Origin of the sequence: Rhizobium aureum (assembly GCF_030182495.1) — a bacterium.
GTDB classification, from domain to species: domain Bacteria; phylum Pseudomonadota; class Alphaproteobacteria; order Rhizobiales; family Rhizobiaceae; genus Rhizobium; species Rhizobium tropici_C.
In genome coordinates this window covers 76,925-94,060 of the sequence record NZ_JAQJCI010000010.1, presented here as the reverse complement: position 1 = coordinate 94,060, position 17,136 = coordinate 76,925, and the positions used below count along the sequence as shown (strand labels likewise).

15 protein-coding genes are annotated in these 17,136 nt (G+C 58.7%); 14 read left to right on the top strand and 1 reads right to left on the bottom strand.

The window, feature by feature from the left end:
* Positions 1–38: 38 nt before the first annotated feature.
* From PH552_RS21915 to PH552_RS21890, 6 genes are all read left to right on the top strand, one after another.
* Positions 39–2,555 (top strand): methyl-accepting chemotaxis protein, encoded by a 2,517-nt coding sequence (locus tag PH552_RS21915; RefSeq protein ID WP_015341915.1) that lies wholly within the window; start codon positions 39–41, stop codon positions 2,553–2,555.
* An 84-nt stretch (positions 2,556–2,639) separates the two neighbouring features.
* Entirely contained in the window at positions 2,640–3,533 is an 894-nt protein-coding gene (locus tag PH552_RS21910) for an MBL fold metallo-hydrolase (protein ID WP_015341914.1), read from the top strand.
* 12 nt (positions 3,534–3,545) lie between these two features.
* Complete coding sequence (locus PH552_RS21905; RefSeq protein WP_013984731.1) at positions 3,546–4,670, top strand: zinc-dependent alcohol dehydrogenase family protein; 1,125 nt, start codon at positions 3,546–3,548, stop codon at positions 4,668–4,670.
* Positions 4,671–4,691: 21 nt separating this feature from the next.
* Positions 4,692–5,468, top strand: a complete 777-nt coding sequence (locus tag PH552_RS21900) for an N-acyl homoserine lactonase family protein (RefSeq protein ID WP_179613262.1) — start codon at positions 4,692–4,694, stop codon at positions 5,466–5,468.
* Between the two features lie 151 nt (positions 5,469–5,619).
* Positions 5,620–6,309 carry a GntR family transcriptional regulator gene (locus PH552_RS21895; RefSeq protein ID WP_004130085.1) on the top strand — a complete coding sequence of 230 codons (690 nt, stop codon included), beginning with the start codon at positions 5,620–5,622 and terminating at the stop codon, positions 6,307–6,309.
* Between the two features lie 108 nt (positions 6,310–6,417).
* Complete coding sequence (locus PH552_RS21890) at positions 6,418–7,650, top strand: alpha/beta fold hydrolase (RefSeq protein WP_015341911.1); 1,233 nt, start codon at positions 6,418–6,420, stop codon at positions 7,648–7,650.
* A 375-nt stretch (positions 7,651–8,025) separates the two neighbouring features.
* Here the strand turns inward: PH552_RS21890 and PH552_RS21885 are convergent, their stop codons facing one another.
* Entirely contained in the window at positions 8,026–8,793 is a 768-nt protein-coding gene (locus PH552_RS21885; protein ID WP_004130089.1) for an SDR family oxidoreductase, read from the bottom strand.
* 129 nt (positions 8,794–8,922) lie between these two features.
* Between PH552_RS21885 and PH552_RS21880 the strand changes: the two genes are divergently transcribed.
* From PH552_RS21880 to PH552_RS21845, 8 genes are all read left to right on the top strand, one after another.
* Positions 8,923–9,432 (top strand): flavin reductase family protein, encoded by a 510-nt coding sequence (locus PH552_RS21880; RefSeq protein ID WP_013984728.1) that lies wholly within the window; start codon positions 8,923–8,925, stop codon positions 9,430–9,432.
* Between the two features lie 89 nt (positions 9,433–9,521).
* The gene (locus tag PH552_RS21875) at positions 9,522–9,923 is read left to right on the top strand and encodes a carboxymuconolactone decarboxylase family protein (RefSeq protein WP_018328914.1); all 402 of its coding nucleotides are present in this window, start codon (positions 9,522–9,524) and stop codon (positions 9,921–9,923) included.
* 55 nt (positions 9,924–9,978) lie between these two features.
* Positions 9,979–11,103: an LLM class flavin-dependent oxidoreductase gene (locus tag PH552_RS21870; protein WP_013984726.1), complete on the top strand. Its 1,125-nt coding sequence runs from the start codon at positions 9,979–9,981 to the stop codon at positions 11,101–11,103.
* Positions 11,104–11,231: 128 nt separating this feature from the next.
* On the top strand, positions 11,232–12,401 hold the full coding sequence (locus tag PH552_RS21865) for an ABC transporter substrate-binding protein (RefSeq protein WP_285166285.1): 1,170 nt from the start codon (positions 11,232–11,234) through the stop codon (positions 12,399–12,401).
* A 43-nt stretch (positions 12,402–12,444) separates the two neighbouring features.
* Positions 12,445–13,695 (top strand): LL-diaminopimelate aminotransferase, encoded by a 1,251-nt coding sequence (locus tag PH552_RS21860; RefSeq protein ID WP_244441500.1) that lies wholly within the window; start codon positions 12,445–12,447, stop codon positions 13,693–13,695.
* Positions 13,696–13,697: 2 nt separating this feature from the next.
* Positions 13,698–14,096 (top strand): GFA family protein, encoded by a 399-nt coding sequence (locus PH552_RS21855; protein ID WP_028753485.1) that lies wholly within the window; start codon positions 13,698–13,700, stop codon positions 14,094–14,096.
* Positions 14,097–14,601: 505 nt separating this feature from the next.
* On the top strand, positions 14,602–16,161 hold the full coding sequence (locus PH552_RS21850) for a sugar ABC transporter ATP-binding protein (protein WP_179613264.1): 1,560 nt from the start codon (positions 14,602–14,604) through the stop codon (positions 16,159–16,161).
* Positions 16,161–17,129, top strand: a complete 969-nt coding sequence (locus tag PH552_RS21845) for an ABC transporter permease (protein WP_015341907.1) — start codon at positions 16,161–16,163, stop codon at positions 17,127–17,129. The genes PH552_RS21850 and PH552_RS21845 overlap by 1 nt, the downstream gene beginning before the upstream one ends.
* The last annotated feature ends 7 nt before the right edge of the window (positions 17,130–17,136 follow it).

Genomic DNA, 17,136 nt, shown 5'->3' with positions numbered 1-17,136 from the left:
GAAGCTTCTTCACCGCCTATGGACAAGGATGGACCACAATGGACAGGCTGTTGTCCCGTTTCCGGCTACAGACAAAAGTAATCATTTTCGTACTGCCTTTCATAATCAGTATTTGCGCGGTGGGGTTTTTGGGGCACTACGCCGCGGGTCTCCTACAAAGCCGCCTGGAAACCTCAAGCCAGGTGATGCAGGTGCTCTCGGGTTTCCGTGACGTCTCCGCCTCGATGAGAGAGTTTCTCGACGAGGCGTCGGAAGAAAGGCGCGATCGCGTGAAGGCTGACCTGCTCGCGCAGCAATCGCATCTGCAGGCTTTGGTGACGAATGCCGGAGCTACGGCGGAAAGCGAAGGCCTCCAGTCGGCAAACGCGATTATGCTGGACGTGGTGAACAATTTTGGTTCTCTCTGGAGCATCCATGAAAGCGAAGAGAAACTGATAAGCTCGATCGCCAATCATTCTGAATCGCTGGTTTGGTCGCAGAATGAAATGCTCAGGCTAGCAGACGAGTTAAGGAAGTCCGGCGAGCAGTCCGAGGGCGCCGCCAAATCGATGTTGCGCGATGCCGACAGGGTGACAGGCTATGCAACCTTCTTCCTTGATCTTGCCGCGGGCTACCAATCCGCCGGAACGACCGAGCTGAAACTCAAATATTTGGGCGGCAAAGTGGGCGAGTTGCGTCGGAGCGCCCGAAATCTGCGGGCTTCCTTGCCATCGGACGCCACAAAACTGTCGAGCTCGGTCGATGGCGCGGTGAAAAGCGTAACACAACTTCTGTCGCAGGGCGCTTCATCGGACAACACCGTAGGCCTCGACACCGCAATGTCCGCGTTCAAGGAAATCTCCGTCGCGATTAACGCGGTAGCGAACCAGCAAACAAAGAAAGCAATCGTCGAGTTCGCAGGTCTCGACCAACATTTGGCGAAGATCAGCAGCGCCTTGGACGGCAGCCGAAGACTTTCAGACTCCAGCTATCTCATCAGGATAAACCTAGCGCGCTTCATAGCCGACCCTACCGAACAAAACCGTGCGCAGCTCGTCCAGAACTTTGACAGAACGAAGAAGGAGATATTGGACATCTGGAGTGCCGCTTCCGACCTCGACCTTTTCAAGGCAGTCCAGAATACGGTGCCGCCGGCGGTAGAGGGTATGACGCAAGACAGTGCGAAGCTCGTCGAGATCTCGGAAGTGAGGCGTGCGCAATATAGGCAAACGACAGACCAGTTGAACACCATATGGGGCCACCTCACGACGTTTGCCGACGCCCAGCGCGCAAGAGCCATTGAAGAGACGGCTTACGCGAATGGCATTGGCCTCATCACGACATTTGCCGGCGTCCTCGTCGCACTTCTCGCTGGCTTCGGGATGATTGCGACTTTCAAAAAACCTGTTGTCCAGTTGACCGACGACATGCGGCGTTTGGCGGAAGGGGACCTTGACATTGAGATCGGCGGTTCTGAGCGCGCTGATGAGCTCGGAGAAATGGCCCGGGCGCTCTGTGTCTTCAGGGAGAATGCCGCGAGGAAGATCGAGATCGAGAACGACGCGGATCGTCAACGATCGGCTTCCGAAGCTGAACGTCGGCACAACGAGGCGGAGAAAGCCGAGATCGACAAACAGATCGGCGACGCCGTCGACAGTCTTGCCGCTGGGCTGGAGAGGTTATCCAACGGTGATGTTTCGAGCACGATCGATCAACCGTTCTCCGGGCGGCTGGAACAATTGCGACGGGACTTCAACAATTCGTTGCTGCGTTTGCAGGCGACGATGTCGGAACTTCGCGGCAACATCGTGCTCATTCGGCAAAATGCAGACAACCTCAGCAGTGGCGCCGATGATCTCTCCCGCCGCAGCGAGCGTCAAGCCGCGTCGTTGGAGGAGACCGCGGCCGCTGTTCATCAACTCACCGCGACGGTGCGTTCCTCGACAGAGCAGGCACAAGCCGCAGCCCAGCTGGTAAAAGAAACCAAGCAGGCCGCGGATGCGTCTGCTTCAGTGGTCACGAACGCGGTTGACGCTATGGGACGAATAGAAGCGGCTTCCGGGCGCATTTCGCAAATCATCGGCGTCATCGACGAGATTGCCTTCCAGACCAATCTCCTGGCACTCAATGCCGGTGTCGAGGCCGCGAGAGCTGGAGAAGCGGGGCAGGGCTTCGCTGTCGTGGCCCAGGAAGTCAGGGAACTTGCCCAGCGGTCGGCTCTAGCCGCCCAGGAAATCAAGGAACTCATAGCAAGATCAAGCGAGGAAGTCGCCTCGGGATCGCGATTGGTGAACGAGGCGGGCAAGGTGCTGATTGCGATATCGTCGAATGTTGCCGGAATTTCCGAAAGGGTTGAGCTTATCGCTGCGGCGAGCAGGGACCAGGCGGCTTCGCTTATCGAAGTGAACCAGGCCGTTGGCGAGATCGATGACAGCACCCAGCGAAACGCTGCCATCGCCGAGCAAGCCCACGCCGCCACCCAGGAACTCACAAAAGAGACCCAGCGGCTGATGCAGCAGATCGAACAGTTCAACATCGGCAGGCCAAGGGGTCACGTGCTTTCGATCGTTTCCTGACTTCGTAGACAATCACCACTATTGTGTTGACAGATTTTCATACAATCTGTCAAATGGTGCAGCCAATCTGGGAGGATAAGCGGCGTGCTCAATGACCAAGCGCATCAGACTAAGTTGCCCTATTTCTATCCGTTCAAGTTCGGAAGCGGCGAAATAACGGTACTTTCGGACGGACCGTTGGAATTGGGCGACCCACGGGAGAATTTCCTCGGGGTCGACGCAGCCACGGTGACGGAAATGCTCGACAGGAACTTCCTGTCCAGTTCGTCGGTGACCCTCGAGCAGAACATCCCGCTGGTCAAAATCAACGGAAAGACCATCCTGTTCGACACCGGGATGGGGACGTCGAAGATTTTCGGGCCGACGACCGGTCGCCTGCTGAAGAGCATGCAGGAGGCAGGGATCGACACTTTGGAAGTCGATGCCGTGGTGTTGTCCCACGCACACATCGACCACACCGGCGGACTTTGCGATCAGGACGGCAAGCTTAATTTTCCCAACGCGGAGATCTTCATAAGCGAAAGCGACTTCGATGACTGGACCGACGGAGGCAAGCTTGATGACGGTTTCAAGGCCCAGGTGGAAAATGCCCGGAGGAACCTTCTTCCACACCGTGATCGGATAACGCATTTCGTGGACGGTCAGGAGTTTCTGCCGGGCGTGCAGGCAGTGCACGCTCCAGGCCACACCTTGGGCCACTTCTGCTTCCTCATGCAGTCGGGCAACGATCGGCTCTGCTTCCTCGGCGATCTGACCCATCATCATATCCTGCTGATGGAACGCCCGTGGATGGAGTTCAAGTACGATACCGATCCCAAGCTCTCGGCGCGGTCGCGCACACGGGTGCTGGATATGCTCGCGACAGACCGCATACCAGTGATGTCCTATCACTTTGCGTGGCCCGGGCTCGGCAACGTCGCCCGGGAGGGGGAAGGCTTCCGCTACGTACCCGCCGCCATGCAGATGCTCTCGAGATAGGAATACGCGACAATGCAGATGAAATCAGTCATTCTCCGAGAGTCAGGGCTTCCCAAGCCGTATGCAAGTTCGCGGCCTCTCAGTGTCGAGACCGTCGACCTGGCGCCTCCGGGCAATCTTGAGGTCCTGGTCAAAATCAAGGCCGCTGGTGTGTGCCACTCCGACCTGTCGGCGATAAATGGCGACCGCCCCCGTCCATTGCCTGTCGCGTTGGGGCATGAAGCGTCCGGCATTGTCGAAGAAATCGGACCCGGTGTGGATACAGTGAAGGTTGGCGATCACGTCGTGATGTCGTTCCTGCCCATCTGCGGACACTGCGATTACTGCGCGGGAGGACGCGCAAGCCTCTGTGAGCCGGGCTATCGCGCAAACGCCGCCGGGACATTGTTGAACGGTAGCAAGCATATCCGTCTTCGGGGCTACGATATCAACCATCACAGCGGCGTATCGGCGTTTTCGGAATACGCGGTCGTGTCGGCGCACTCGGTCGTCAAGATCACCAAAGACGTGGACGTCACCATGGCGGCCTTGTTCGGATGCGCCGTGATGACAGGCGTCGGTGCCGTCGTAAATACATGTGGCGTGAAGCCGGGGCAGTCGGTCGCCGTCATCGGCCTGGGAGGCGTGGGGTTGTCGGCCGTCCTCGGAGCGGTGGCTAGCGGGGCAAGCGAGATCGTCGCCATCGATTTGATGCCGGAGAAGCTTGAGTTGGCTAAGGCGCTGGGCGCGACGCGTACCTTCCTGGCAACCACGCCGGATGTCATCGGCGAGGTCAAGGAAGCGACCCGCGGGGGAGTGGACTACGCCATCGAGATGGCAGGGTCGAGCAAAGCGTTCGAAACCGCGTATGGCATTACGCGGCGCGGCGGCACGACGGCCACAGCGGGTCTGGCGAACGTGAACACCAAATTCGAGATCTCGCCGCTTCCTCTTGTCGGGGAAGAACGCGTCATCAAAGGCAGCTACATGGGGTCCTGCGTACCTTCGCGCGATGTTCCCCGCTATATCGACCTGTTCCTCAAGGGTAGGTTGCCCGTGGAGAGACTGTTGTCCAGCACTGGCCCGCTTGAGGAAATCAACGAGGCCTTCGACCGGTTAGACCGTGGCGAGGTGATCCGGCATCTGCTGGTTCCTTAAGCCTGCGGAAGGAGCGAGAATTTGACCGACTGGAAAGTCCTGGCGATACATTACGGCACTGCGGTTCGGCCCGTTGGCGAACTCGGCCTGGAAGCAGGAGATCCCCACGACGCCCCGGGCAGGATCGAGTATTTCGTTTGGTTGATCCGCCATGGTGAACGTCTGATCCTGGTTGACACCGGGTTTAGCCCGCAGGAGGCTGAAAGGCGCGGGAGGACCATGTTGATCCATCCGGTCGAGGCGCTTCGCCAGCTCGGGATTTCCGCATCGTCCATTACCGACGTCGTCATCACGCATCTTCACTATGATCACGCGGGAAACCTTGCGGACTTCCCCGAAGCCCTGTTCCACTTGCAGGATCGGGAGATGGCCTACGGTACAGGACGATGCATGTGCCATGATCGTCTTCGGCGTCCCTTTGCGGTGGACGCCGTAGTCGATGCGGTCCGCCTGACGTTTTCCGGCAGGGTGTGCTTCCACGACGGGAACGGCGAGATTATGGAGGGGCTCACTATCCATCTCGTCGGCGGTCATTCTAGGGGCCTTCAGGTCGTGAGGCTGGACGATGGCAATGACGTCGTCGTTATCGCATCGGACGCACTCCATTTTCAACGCTATCTAGCGCATGACGACGTCTTTCCGCTTTTCGCCGATTACGCCGACGTACTGGAGGGATACCGAACTCTCCGTGAGCTTTCAGGACCGTCCGGAGTACTCGTTCCAGGCCACGATCCCGCAGTCCTGACGAGTTTCCCATCGCTGTCACCGGATCTCGCATTTGCAAAGGTTCTACGGTAATGGGGACGCATGGAATGTCCGGTAAGAGGCCAGGCGTGGGTGTTCTTCGTTTTCGTCAGACAATCGGGTTGTCTCATCGGGATAACCCACCATATAGTACCATGACTTGCGCGGCCGGTTCCGGCCTTGGTAAAACGGACTTTTGGATCCTATGGGTGATATGGATTTACAGATTGCACGGCAGAGTGCCACTTTGCGCACTCAGGTAGAGGATAAACTGCGGCAGGCGATATCCAGCGGCCGTTTCAAGCCGGGTCAGCGCCTCGTTGAGCGAGAACTCTGCGAGTCGATCGGTGTCGGACGAACATCAATCCGCGAGGCGCTTCGACAACTCGAGGCCGAGGGCCTCATTACCAGCTATCCGCACCGCGGCCCCGTCGTCAGCACTATCACTTACGAAGAAGCCGCTCAGCTTTACAGCGTCAGGGCTTTGCTCGAGAGCTATGCTGGAAAGGAATTCGCTGAAAACGGAACCGCCCAGGATATCCACACACTCAATGAGGCGGTTGCTGAGTTTGCGGAAGCCGCGGCAAACGGCGCCGGTAGCAGGCTCATCAAGGCGAAAACCGCGTTTTACGACTGCCTGATGCAAGGGAGCGGAAACGTCTTCGTCAAGCAAATGCTGACATCGCTCCACAATCGGGTGACGCTGCTGCGCATGACGTCGATGACGCAGCCGGGGCGCTTGAACCACAGTGTGGAAGAGATAAAGGAGATCGCTGCGGCCATTACCGACCGAAACGGACCGAAAGCCGCCGCAGCCTGCAAGTACCACATCGATATGGCGGCTAAGGTCGCGTTGGACTACCTGCGTAAAACCTCTGAAAACCACGGCGATTGAAGAAGCGGCATTAGCCGGTATTGACAGATTGTCTGATAATCTGCTTATTCGAAGTCATGGCGCTGCCGACGCGTGCGGCCTGGCGCTCGCTCGAACAGGGAGGTTGCTTTGGGCATTTTTAATGAATTGCGGTCCCGCATGTCGGAGGCTCTTGGGGATCAGGAATTGCCCCGGCTCACTCCGGACCTGACGATAAAGATCGCCTTCTACGTCGGCGATCAGGTGATCGCCCTCGATTTCGCTGAAGGCGGCGCGGAGATCTCGGGGGAAAGCAGTGCCCCCCAGGTGACAGTGAGGGCCACCACGGACGCCTGGGATCAGGTTCTGATGACGCCGCCGCCGGCGACCTTTCACTCCTTCACGGCGTTGCAGCTTGCAAATCCTCTCTTCGAGATCGCCGGCTCACCGCTCGACCTCGCGAAAGCACGCCCGGCTCTCGAACGGGTGTTCGAGCTCGTCGTCACGTCCCCCGAGATGACAGCGGAGCGTGCGCAACGCGACCTGCGTCAAATTCGGGGGCAGTATGCCGTCGTCAATATCGATGACGTCCCCCATGAAATATATTACGAAGAAGCAGGTGAGGGGGTGCCGGTCCTGTTTCTTCACACCGCCGGAGCAGATAGCCGCCAATTCATGCCTCAGCTGGCGGACACCGAGCTTGCGAAAAGCTACAGGCTGATCGCGGTTGACCTACCATTCCACGGTCGGTCCATGCCGCCGCTGACGTGGGACGGAGCACCCTACAAGCTCACGGCATCGCTCTACCTGAAATGGTGCACGGCCATTCTCGAACAGGTGGTTCGCGAAAAGGCGATTGTCGCGGGTGGGTCCATGGGCGCGGCAATGTCGCTGGTTCTCGCGGCGGAACGGCCGGAGCATATCCTCGGGATCGTAGCGATCGAGCCACCTTTCCGCTCCAAGGGACGACGGAACCCATACCAGCACAACGTAAACGTACACGGCTCACTTCATAACTCGGCATATGTCAGAGGGATCATGAGCCCACTGAGCCCCGCAGGGGAGCGCAGGAGGTCAAGCTGGATCTATTCGCAGGGAGCACCCGGAGTTTACCCAGGCGATCTTTCCTTCTACAGCGACGAGTTCGACGGAGCAGTGACAGCTCCCCGTATTGACCCATCACGCACCCCGGTGGCGCTGCTCTCGGGCGACTATGACTACTCAGCCACGCCGGCCGACGGTGCCAAGCTCGCCGAACTTATTCCAGGATGCCTCCACCTCGTTATGGGCGGACTAGGTCACTTTCCAATGTGCGAACACCCGAACTTCTTCCGGAGCTATCTTGTCAAAGGGCTCGATTTCGTACGGCACGCCGCTCGCTGAGCGGTTGGATTGACTCTCGTCGCCCGGTGCAGCCGCCGGGCGATCGCATGCGAAAGCGGGCGGGCGCATACCGAGGCTTTGCAATTGGCGTCCCGGCGATGACACGGCCGGCATCGCAGGCGGCATCCCTCACGCGCTCCCGAGAAGTTCCGGTGTGGATTGGGAAAATTCCCGCGATATCTGGGGGAAGGATCAGGCGCGGCGATGCGACTATAAAGCGCCGTAGCGACGTCTCATCGCAGGGTCTTGATCACGCAGCTTTGCGCGTGATCTCTATCTTTTCCCACTGCGGGTCTCTGTGTTTCCGACACGTAGTACCACAGTAAAAATGCCTCCCGTGGTCAAGAAGGAGGCACCTGCTAGCACCTATGTGCTTCAGCGCACCAAGTGGTTACCGATCGACGATCCTCCGTCGACTGTGAGAATGCTTCCGGTCGCAAACCGCGAGCGGTCCGAAGCGAGAAAGAGCATCGCCTCGGCGATCTCTTCCGGGTTGCCCATCCGGTGCAAGGCTGCACGGGCGTTGAAGTCTTCCCGCAAGGCTTGTGGGTCCGCCGCTTCCGCAAAAATCTTGGTGAAATAGGGCGAGTCGATCGTCCCGGGGGCGACAGCGTTGACGCGGATCCCGTCTTTTGCGTGGTCCAGTGCCATGGCTCTCGTGAGTGCCGAGATCGCGCCTTTCGACGCCACGTAGGCCGTGCGGTTGGCGATGGCTGACACGGCGGTGTATGAGGTCGTGTTAATAATCGATCCGTTGCCCTGTTCCGCCATAATCGGAACCACGTATTTCGAGCAGAGGAAGATCCCCTTCACGTTCACCGCCATGATCCGGTCCCAGTCGGATTCGGCGATGGTGGTGACGTTTCCCGTCATTCCGAACCCCGCGTTGTTGACGAGAACGTCAATACGCCCCCATTTTTCCTTAACTGACCTGACCAACGCCTCGACTTCGGCGGAGGAAGACACATCGGCTTTTAACGCGATCGCATCCGTCCCAATTTCTCGGGCGACGTCTCGTGCTGCATCGATGTTGACGTCGACGACGCCAACCTTAGCGCCCTGGCGCGCAAACAGTTCAGCTGTTGCGCGCCCGATCCCGCTGCCAGCCCCGGTCACCACACAGACTTTCGATTCCAGATCCATAATCGTCTCCTCTTTCACTGCCCAAGAAAACATTTTCGCAGACAATCTGTCAATGACTAACAAAACGTGTTGACAGATTGTCTGCCAATCTGCTTATCTTAGGTCAGGAATGACTTGGGGGAGGTAACGATGGCTGGTGCTGAAATAGCAGCGCAAGCGGCGTTCAAGACTGCTTTACGCCGGTTCACATCAACAATTTGCCTGATCACGACGGAATGGGAAGGTGCCCGTTACGGCATGGCTGCAACCGCCGTCCAGTCAGTGACGGCTGACCCTCCGACCCTCCTGGTTTGCATCAACCAATCGGCTTCGATCAGCGGCCCGCTCAAGCTGGCGGGGAAATTCGCAGTGAACATGCTGCATCTTAGCCATGCGCCTTTGGTTCCGCTGTTCAGTGGAAAACTGAAGGGAGAGGAGAGGTTCGCTCACGGTGAGTGGATCGGGGCTGGCGGAGTTCCCGTCCTCGGCGACGCCCAGGCCGCATTCGTTTGCAGCCTCAACTCCGCAGTCTCCGTTGGCACCCATGACGTCGTTCTCGGGGAAGTCATCGAGGCCCGGTTTATCGAGAATATTGCCCCGCTCCTCTACGAGGACGGGAAATTGGTTAGATCGGCAGCGCTGATCGATGCTGCCGCCTGAAACGTTTGGCCGAGCATTCGGCTTATGACATCCACCAAATGCCTTTCGGCCGATAATGAGGAGTTTGATCCGTGACTATTGCCACCGATATGAAATCGCAAGTGAATGGGCGTCCCGTCAGTGAACGGTTCGAAAAGGGTCTGCAGACCCGTCGGGAGGTTCTCGGCGGTGCATATGTGGACGCTTCGGTAAACAAGGCGACCGAGTTCAACTGGCCGATGCAGGAGCTTGTCACCGAGTATTGCTGGAACGAGATCTGGAACAGGCCCGGCCTCGACCGCCGTTCGCGCAGCCTTCTCAATCTTGGCATGATTTCCGCCCTTAACCGCCCCCACGAGTTGAAGCTGCACGTTCGCGGCGCGATCAATAACGGCCTCAGCAAGGACGAGCTTCGCGAAGTTTTCCTTCAGGTCGCGATCTATTGCGGCGTGCCCGCGGCGATCGACAGCTTCCGCGTCGCGCAGGAAGTCTTCGAGGACATGGGTATCTAATCGGTGCCCGGCTTTCGGGCCGGGAACAGACTAACTCTGTGGAGGACACTTCAATATGACGACCAGCGATGATTTCCGCGCCGCCGGAAACCCGATGTTTAACGGCAACAAGCTGAAGCTTGGCGTATTCGGAACGAATTGTTCCAGCGCTTGCGCCATCACCACCGCGGAATCAACGTTCGAACCGACCTTCGAACACAATGTCGAAATTGCCAAAAAGCTCGAAGCGGCCGGCTGGGAATGCATGGTGCCGATCGCCCGGTGGCGCGGTTTCGGCGGGCCGACGAACTTCAACGGCGTGAACATGGACACGTTCACGTGGGCCGCGGCCCTGGCTGCCGTGACCACGAAGCTGCAGTTTTTCTCGACGACACATATCCCGACCCTGAACCCGATCGTCGCGACGAAGATGGCGACGACGATCGACAACATTTCGAAGGGCCGATACGGCCTGAACCTGGTGACGGGTTGGTTTACCCCGGAAATGGAGATGTTCGGCGTTCCGATGATGGAACACGACACCCGCTACGAATATGCCACGGAATGGATGGAAATCGTCGAATCTCTGTGGACGAAGAACGGCGTCACCTTTGACGGCCAGTTCCTCAAGGTGAAAGACGCGTTCAGCGAGCCGAAGCCCTATAACAAAGAGACGGGTCGCCCGGTCCTCATCTGCGCCGGTTCGTCGGGCAAGGGCCTGCACTTCACGGCCAAGTTCTGCGACTTCAACTTCGGCTTCATGCAGGACATGGAATCGGGCGCAGCGTGGGTGAAGAAGGTGAAGGAGCTGGCTCGCGAGGAATACAAGCGCGAACTCGGAACCTTCACCGCGTGCCCGGTCGTCGTTCGCGAGACCGAAAAGGAAGCCCGGGATTACTACGACTACTACGTGAACCAGAAGGGCGATTGGGAAGCCTGCGAAAACATCTGCGAGGTTCTTCAGGTTCAGTCACAGAACCACTCGGCAGAGATGTACCAGAAGTTCAAGGAGCGCTTCATCGCTGGCTGGGGCGGCTACCCGATCGTCGGAACGCCGGAACAGGTCGCCGACAAGCTCGTCGCATTGAGCAACACGGGCGTCGACGGCGCGCTTCTCACAATGGTCGACTACAACGAAGAGCTGCCGTTCTTCAACGACCGCGTCATGCCTCTGCTGAAACAGGCTGGCCTCAGGAACTGACCGTTCCGCGGGCGGCGCAAGTCGCCCGCCACCAATCCGAAATCGAAACACTTTTAACCAATTCCGTGGCTCGACGCCAACGGCGTCAACTGCTGTAGCGGATGTACAGAGGGGAGGAGACCCTACACATGCTAAAGAAGGTTTACACCGCATTGAGCGTGTTCACCGGGCTAGGCCTGATGACCACCGCCGCATTCGCGGACGGCTTAGACTCGCTACCACCGGACCAGAAGCAGCTTTACGAGCTCGTGGACCCGGCAATTCCCCTCGGTGGTACGCGGCTCAAGGATTTTGTGGCGAAGCGGCCGCCGCCATGGAAAATCGGCTACGCATCCACTTATGCAGGCAACACGTGGCGTGCCCAGATCCTCACTGAATTGAACGAGGTTCTGCTTCCGAAATACAAGGAGGCTGGACTGGTATCTGAGCTTGTCGTCACGCAGTCCGACCTGAAGGACGCGACGCAAATCCAGCAGATGCGCCAGATGGTCGACGACGGCGTCGATGCTATCATCATCTGCTGCTCGAACGTAACGGCCATCAACCAGACCATCGAATACGCGCACTCCAAGGGCGTTCCGGTGTTCTCGTTCTCGGGTTACGTGACATCGCCCTACGCGATCAATGCGACCGAAAACAACACCCAGGGCGGTTATACGGCCGCGAAATGGCTGGCCGAGGAAATCGGCGGCAAGGGCAACGTACTGACGGTTTCGGGCATCCCGGGCTTCGCATCATCCGACAGCTTCAATGTCGGTGCCAAGAAGGCGTTCGACGAGTATAAGGACATCACCGTCGTGGGCGATGTCGCCGGCAAGTGGACCGATCAGGTCGCCCAGGTCGAAGTCCAGAAATTCCTCGCGACCAACCCTACCGAAATCGCTGGTATCCTCGTCCAGTCGGCCTCGGAAAACGGTGTCGTCAACGCGGTCCAGCAGTCCGGGCGCGACATGATGCCAATCGTCCTCGGCGGCGAGGCGTCGGCGGCGTGCTACTGGCGCAATAATCCCGACTTCATCAGCCAGAGCTTCCATTTCTGGCCGCCGCGGGCTGACGCCCGCCTGGTGTGGGACGTGATGATGAGGACGCTCCAAGGCCAGGGGCCGAAGATCCAGTCGATCCTGCGACCGGCTCTTCCCTACACGATCGACGATGTGAAGGAAGCAATTCCGGAAGATTGCGATCCGAACTCCACGGCGTGGATCGAGCCCAAGGGCGATGCATGGTGGCCCGCGGACGTAGCAGCACAGTACTTCGAGCGCCCGGAAGATCCGCTGGCCTGGCGGCCGAAGAAGTAATCGACGACCTCCCAAGTTGTCCCGCGACCTCCGCGCCGGCTTCATCCGTCGGCGCGGAGGACCCACGATAAGGAACCAGAAGTTGGAATTCCACAAGATACAGCGTTTGCCCCCTTACGTCTTCGAGCAGGTGAACCGTCTCAAGTCCAGCGCGCGCGCGGCCGGAGTCGACATCATCGATCTTGGAATGGGCAATCCCGATCTTCCCACGCCAAGCTGGGTTGTGGACAAGCTATGCGAAGCGGTGCAGCATCCGCGCACGCACCGCTATTCGGCTTCCAAGGGCATTATCGGGCTTCGCCGCGCCAAGGCTGCGTATTACGCCCGCCGGTTTAATGTGAAGCTTGATCCGGATACCCAGGTTGTTGCGACGCTCGGGTCCAAGGAGGGGTTTGCGAACATGGCACAGGCCATAACCGCCCCCGGGGATGTCATTCTCTGTCCGAACCCTTCCTATCCGATTCATACGTTCGGATTTCTCATGGCAGGGGGCGTGATAAGGTCGGTACCGGTCGAGCCGGATGAGACCTTCTTCCAAGCTCTCGAAATGGCGGTGCGGCATTCGGTACCGAAGCCTCTGGCGCTCATCATAAGCTACCCGTCAAACCCCACCGCTCGCGTCGCGACGCTCGATTTCTATAAGGACGTCATCGCCTTCGCGAAGAAGCACGATCTCATCGTTCTGTCGGATATCGCCTACGCTGAAATCTACTTCGACGGTCCCCCGCCGCCGTCTGTTCTCGAAGTCCCCGGCGCGATCGACGTGGCCGTCGAATTCTCCTCGATGTCGAAGACATTCTCGATGCCCGGTTGGCGCGTTGGGTTTGCGGTGGGTAACGAACGGCTCATCCGAGCGTTGACGCGCGTGAAATCGTACCTGGACTACGGAGCATTTACGCCGATACAGGTCGCCGCCGCTCATGCCCTAAACTCGGACGGGGAGGACGCCGCGCGGGCAAGAGACATCTACAGGACGCGCAGAGATACACTGGTGAAGACCTTTGCCGATGCCGGCTTCGACGTTCCAGCTCCTGCGGCGACGATGTTCGCATGGGCGAAGATACCCCCGCATTTCCGACACCTTGGCTCGCTGGAGTTTTCGAAACTCGTGCTCGAGAAGGCACAGGTCGCGATTTCGCCGGGTATCGGTTTCGGTGAGATGGGTGACGAATACGTACGGCTGGCTTTCGTGGAGAATGAAGACAGGATCCGGCAGGCCGCACGGAACTTGAAGCGGTGGCTTTCTGCAAGCGCGCGACAGCCACAACTCGATAAAGCGATGAAAGGATTTTGAAGATGCCGATCCTCGGATCTTGCCAATGTAAAGCGGTACAGTATGAAGTGTCGGAACTGGACGGCCCGATGTGGAACTGCTTCTGCCAGACGTGCAGAAAGTCCCATGCGGCCGATCATAACACTGCCGCCAAGGTGAAGAGTGAGAACTTCAAGCTGATTTCCGGCGAGGACGTCCTTCACAGCTTTGAGTCGACCCCTGGAAAACTGAGGTGGTTCTGCTCACGGTGTGGTTCGCACGTTTATGCCGAACGGCCTGCCAACCCTGAGATGAAGGTGCTGCGGGCAGGCACTTTTGACACTGATCCTGGTTCGGTTCCTATGTCCAACGTCTGGCTGTCCCACGCCAGGCCGTGGCTTGCTCACGACCCCGCGAAGGAAAACTTCGAAGAGTTCCCGTGATCTCCACGGTTGCGCGCGCCAAGGGCCGATCGACGATGAGTTCGATCTGCCCGCTTCCCCAGCGGGGAAGGCTGGATGATCGAATGGCACTTGCCGCGTTCGACGCGCGGAGGTTGGGATGTTCCGTATGCCCCAATCAAAACGGTTGCCTCTTCGGATTACCGGACACCCTCAATAGTGCTTTGGTCCTGTCCTGATCGCGATGGCTGCCACATCGCTTCAGATCGGGCGGAACTCCGCTCGAGAACCTCCGACCGACGTCAGTTGCGTGACAACATGCTTTTGGAACTTTGAGGGCGTCGAGCGACCAACCGGTTTCATCGAAATCAACCCGACATCCCGATATGGGCATGGCGGCACTATTGACAGATTATCAGACAATCTGTCATTCTGTAGTTCACTGAGCGAGTTCTCGGAGCGTTCAAAGACGGCAGTCACAATCGGCAAGAGGCCCGGGCATCGGATGTCCTGGCGCGATCTGCTGCTGCCTAAAGGGAGGATGGGCATGACGAAAGACGTCGCCGTAAGCATGACGGCCGTTGCCAAATCGTTTGGCGAAACGAAGGCATTGAAGAAATGCGATTTTGCCGCCAAGGCAGGGGAGGTGCACGCGATCGTTGGCGAGAATGGCAGCGGCAAGAGCACCATGGCGAAGATCATGTCCGGCGTTATCGCTGCCGATGCAGGATCTGTCCTGATCCTTGGCAAGTCCATCACCTCGCCAGTCGATGCCAAAGGGGTTGGTCTCGCTACGATCTTCCAGGAAGTCCTTGTCGCCGATGAAGCGAGTGTCCTCGACAACCTTTTCGTAGGAAGCGAGGACCTGTTCTCGCTTCGGAAAGCCTCCAGGGAATGTGAAAGCGCTGCGCAAAGCCTCCTCGACCGCCTGGTGGGAAAGCCTGTCGATCTCCGGCAGAACGTCGGTGATCTTCCGCTCAGCATCAAGCAATGGATCGTTATCGCCCGGGCCGTTCTGAGGAACCCCAAGATCTTGATCCTAGACGAGTCCTCGGCGGCACTCGATCTCGACGCGACCGTCCGCCTCCACGAAGAGATCGATCGACTCCGGTCCGAGGGGTGCGCGGTAATCATCGTTACGCACCGCATCGCCGAGCTCGTCCGGATCGCCGATCGGGCGACAATACTGAGAGACGGTTTCACTGTCGGTGTCCTTGAGAAATCCGAGATCACCGAGGCCAATCTCCTGCGCATGATGACCCCTCAAGACCGCCAGATTTCCGCCGCTGCTTCAACGTCTGCACCGGGCCTGCCGGGTGATCGCAAGGAAGCTCTTTCCGTCCATGGCGCGCGCGCCCAGGAGGCATCGCAACCGTTCGACTTCGTCCTTCCGCAGGGTTCTATCGTGGGCGTCGCGGGACTGGACGGCCAGGGCCAGGACGCCTTCGTGCGACTGGTCGCAAGGATTATCTCGCCCTTCGGAGGGGAGGTCCGGATCCTGAACAGGGAAAGCACCGGTCTCGTCAAAGTCAGCACGCTCGACGACGCCGCGAACAAGGGCATTGTGTACGTATCCGGAGACCGGAAGCGGGAAGGAATTTTCCCGCAGCAGAGCATTTTCGAGAACCTCGCCATCGGTATCTATCAGAAGAACCTGGGGCCGTTCGGTGTCATCAGGCGGAAAAAGCTGAAGCAGACGTTTGCCCGGGAGGTCGAGCGGCTCCGCGTCAAGATCGGCCACCCGGACAACCGGATTACGTCCCTTTCCGGTGGTAACCAGCAGAAGGTCCTGATCGGCCGCGCCTTCGCCAATGATCCCAGAGTGATCGTTCTTAACGACCCTGCTCGGGGCGTGGACCTCAACACCAAACGCGACCTGTATCGCGAGCTTCGGCTGTTTGCCGAAGGTGGCGGCTCGGTAATCTACCTTTCGAGCGAGATCGAGGAGTTTCTTGGTTTCGCCGATCGCGTCGATGTCTTTCACAAAGGGAGCATCCATCGCTCCCTCGACGGCCCCGACATCAACGAAGAAACCATTCTCGCTGCAATGTTCGGCCGCTCGGTTGCCGACACCATGGAATTCTCCAAAGAGAGAAAGGCACACTGATGTCGCAACGTTTTGGATTTCCTGCGCTCGACAGGTCGCTGACCGTACCGTTCGTTCTTTTCGGAGTGTTGCTCGTCGCTGCAGCCTTGCTGTCGCCGCGGCTGTTCACCGCAACCGGAATAGGCGGAGCAATCATCGTCGCAGCACCTTTGATCCTCACAACGCTCGCCCTGACACCGATCGTGATGGCAGGACGCGGTTCGGTTGATCTTTCCGTTGGCCCCTTGATGGGTTTCGTGAACGTCACCCTGATCGGCTGGCTCTCGGCAAGTGGTTACACGTCGCCACTCGCGGTGGTTTGCTGGGTGGTAGCAGTCGGCGCGCTGTACCAGTTGCTGCAGGCGCTCATCATCATCTATGTCCGGGTCGCCCCCATCATCGTCACGCTTTCCAGCTTCCTCGTCCTTTCAGGCGTGAACCTCATGGTCATGTCAAGGCCCGGCGGCGTCGCGCCGGACTGGATGATGACGTGGGGAGCAGGAACCACGATCTTATCTCCGGTGCTGATTATCGTCCTGGCGGCGTTCGCTCTTTGGGCCGTTATGCGCCGGACCACCTTTTACTCCCACCTCCGCATGACAGGCGCCGACGAACGGATGGCCTACACGAGCGGAGTGAAAGTCGACACCGTACGCATCTGCGCCCATCTCCTCGGCGGCGTCTTCGTTGGCCTTGCCGCGCTCAGCTATACGGCATTGATCTCTTCGGGCGATCCTACCCAGGGAAGCAGCTACACGCTCCAGGCAGTTACCGCCCTGGTGCTCGGTGGCGCAAACCTGGCTGGCGGGAGAGGGGGGGCTTTGGGGTCGACGCTTGGTGCGCTGAACATGTTCCTCATCTCGTACCTGCTTTCCGCCTTCAGTTTCGGAAGCGTGACAGGGTTCGTGACGCAAATGGCTTTCGGCCTGATCCTCGTGGCATCGCTCCTCGTCAACGTATTCATGACGGCCCGGCGCCCGGCTTTCTAGGGAGGAC

What these genes read in the sequence shown, in the direction of transcription:
- PH552_RS21915 (WP_015341915.1), top strand. Translation starts at nt 39, where the DNA reads ATGGACAGGCTGTTGTCCCGTTTCCGGCTACAGACAAAAGTAATCATT.
- PH552_RS21905 (WP_013984731.1), top strand. Translation starts at nt 3,546, where the DNA reads ATGCAGATGAAATCAGTCATTCTCCGAGAGTCAGGGCTTCCCAAGCCG.
- PH552_RS21895 (WP_004130085.1), top strand. Translation starts at nt 5,620, where the DNA reads ATGGGTGATATGGATTTACAGATTGCACGGCAGAGTGCCACTTTGCGC.
- PH552_RS21885 (WP_004130089.1), bottom strand. Translation starts at nt 8,793, where the DNA reads ATGGATCTGGAATCGAAAGTCTGTGTGGTGACCGGGGCTGGCAGCGGG.
- PH552_RS21880 (WP_013984728.1), top strand. Translation starts at nt 8,923, where the DNA reads ATGGCTGGTGCTGAAATAGCAGCGCAAGCGGCGTTCAAGACTGCTTTA.
- PH552_RS21875 (WP_018328914.1), top strand. Translation starts at nt 9,522, where the DNA reads ATGAAATCGCAAGTGAATGGGCGTCCCGTCAGTGAACGGTTCGAAAAG.
- PH552_RS21870 (WP_013984726.1), top strand. Translation starts at nt 9,979, where the DNA reads ATGACGACCAGCGATGATTTCCGCGCCGCCGGAAACCCGATGTTTAAC.
- PH552_RS21865 (WP_285166285.1), top strand. Translation starts at nt 11,232, where the DNA reads ATGCTAAAGAAGGTTTACACCGCATTGAGCGTGTTCACCGGGCTAGGC.
- PH552_RS21855 (WP_028753485.1), top strand. Translation starts at nt 13,698, where the DNA reads ATGCCGATCCTCGGATCTTGCCAATGTAAAGCGGTACAGTATGAAGTG.
- PH552_RS21850 (WP_179613264.1), top strand. Translation starts at nt 14,602, where the DNA reads ATGACGAAAGACGTCGCCGTAAGCATGACGGCCGTTGCCAAATCGTTT.
- PH552_RS21845 (WP_015341907.1), top strand. Translation starts at nt 16,161, where the DNA reads ATGTCGCAACGTTTTGGATTTCCTGCGCTCGACAGGTCGCTGACCGTA.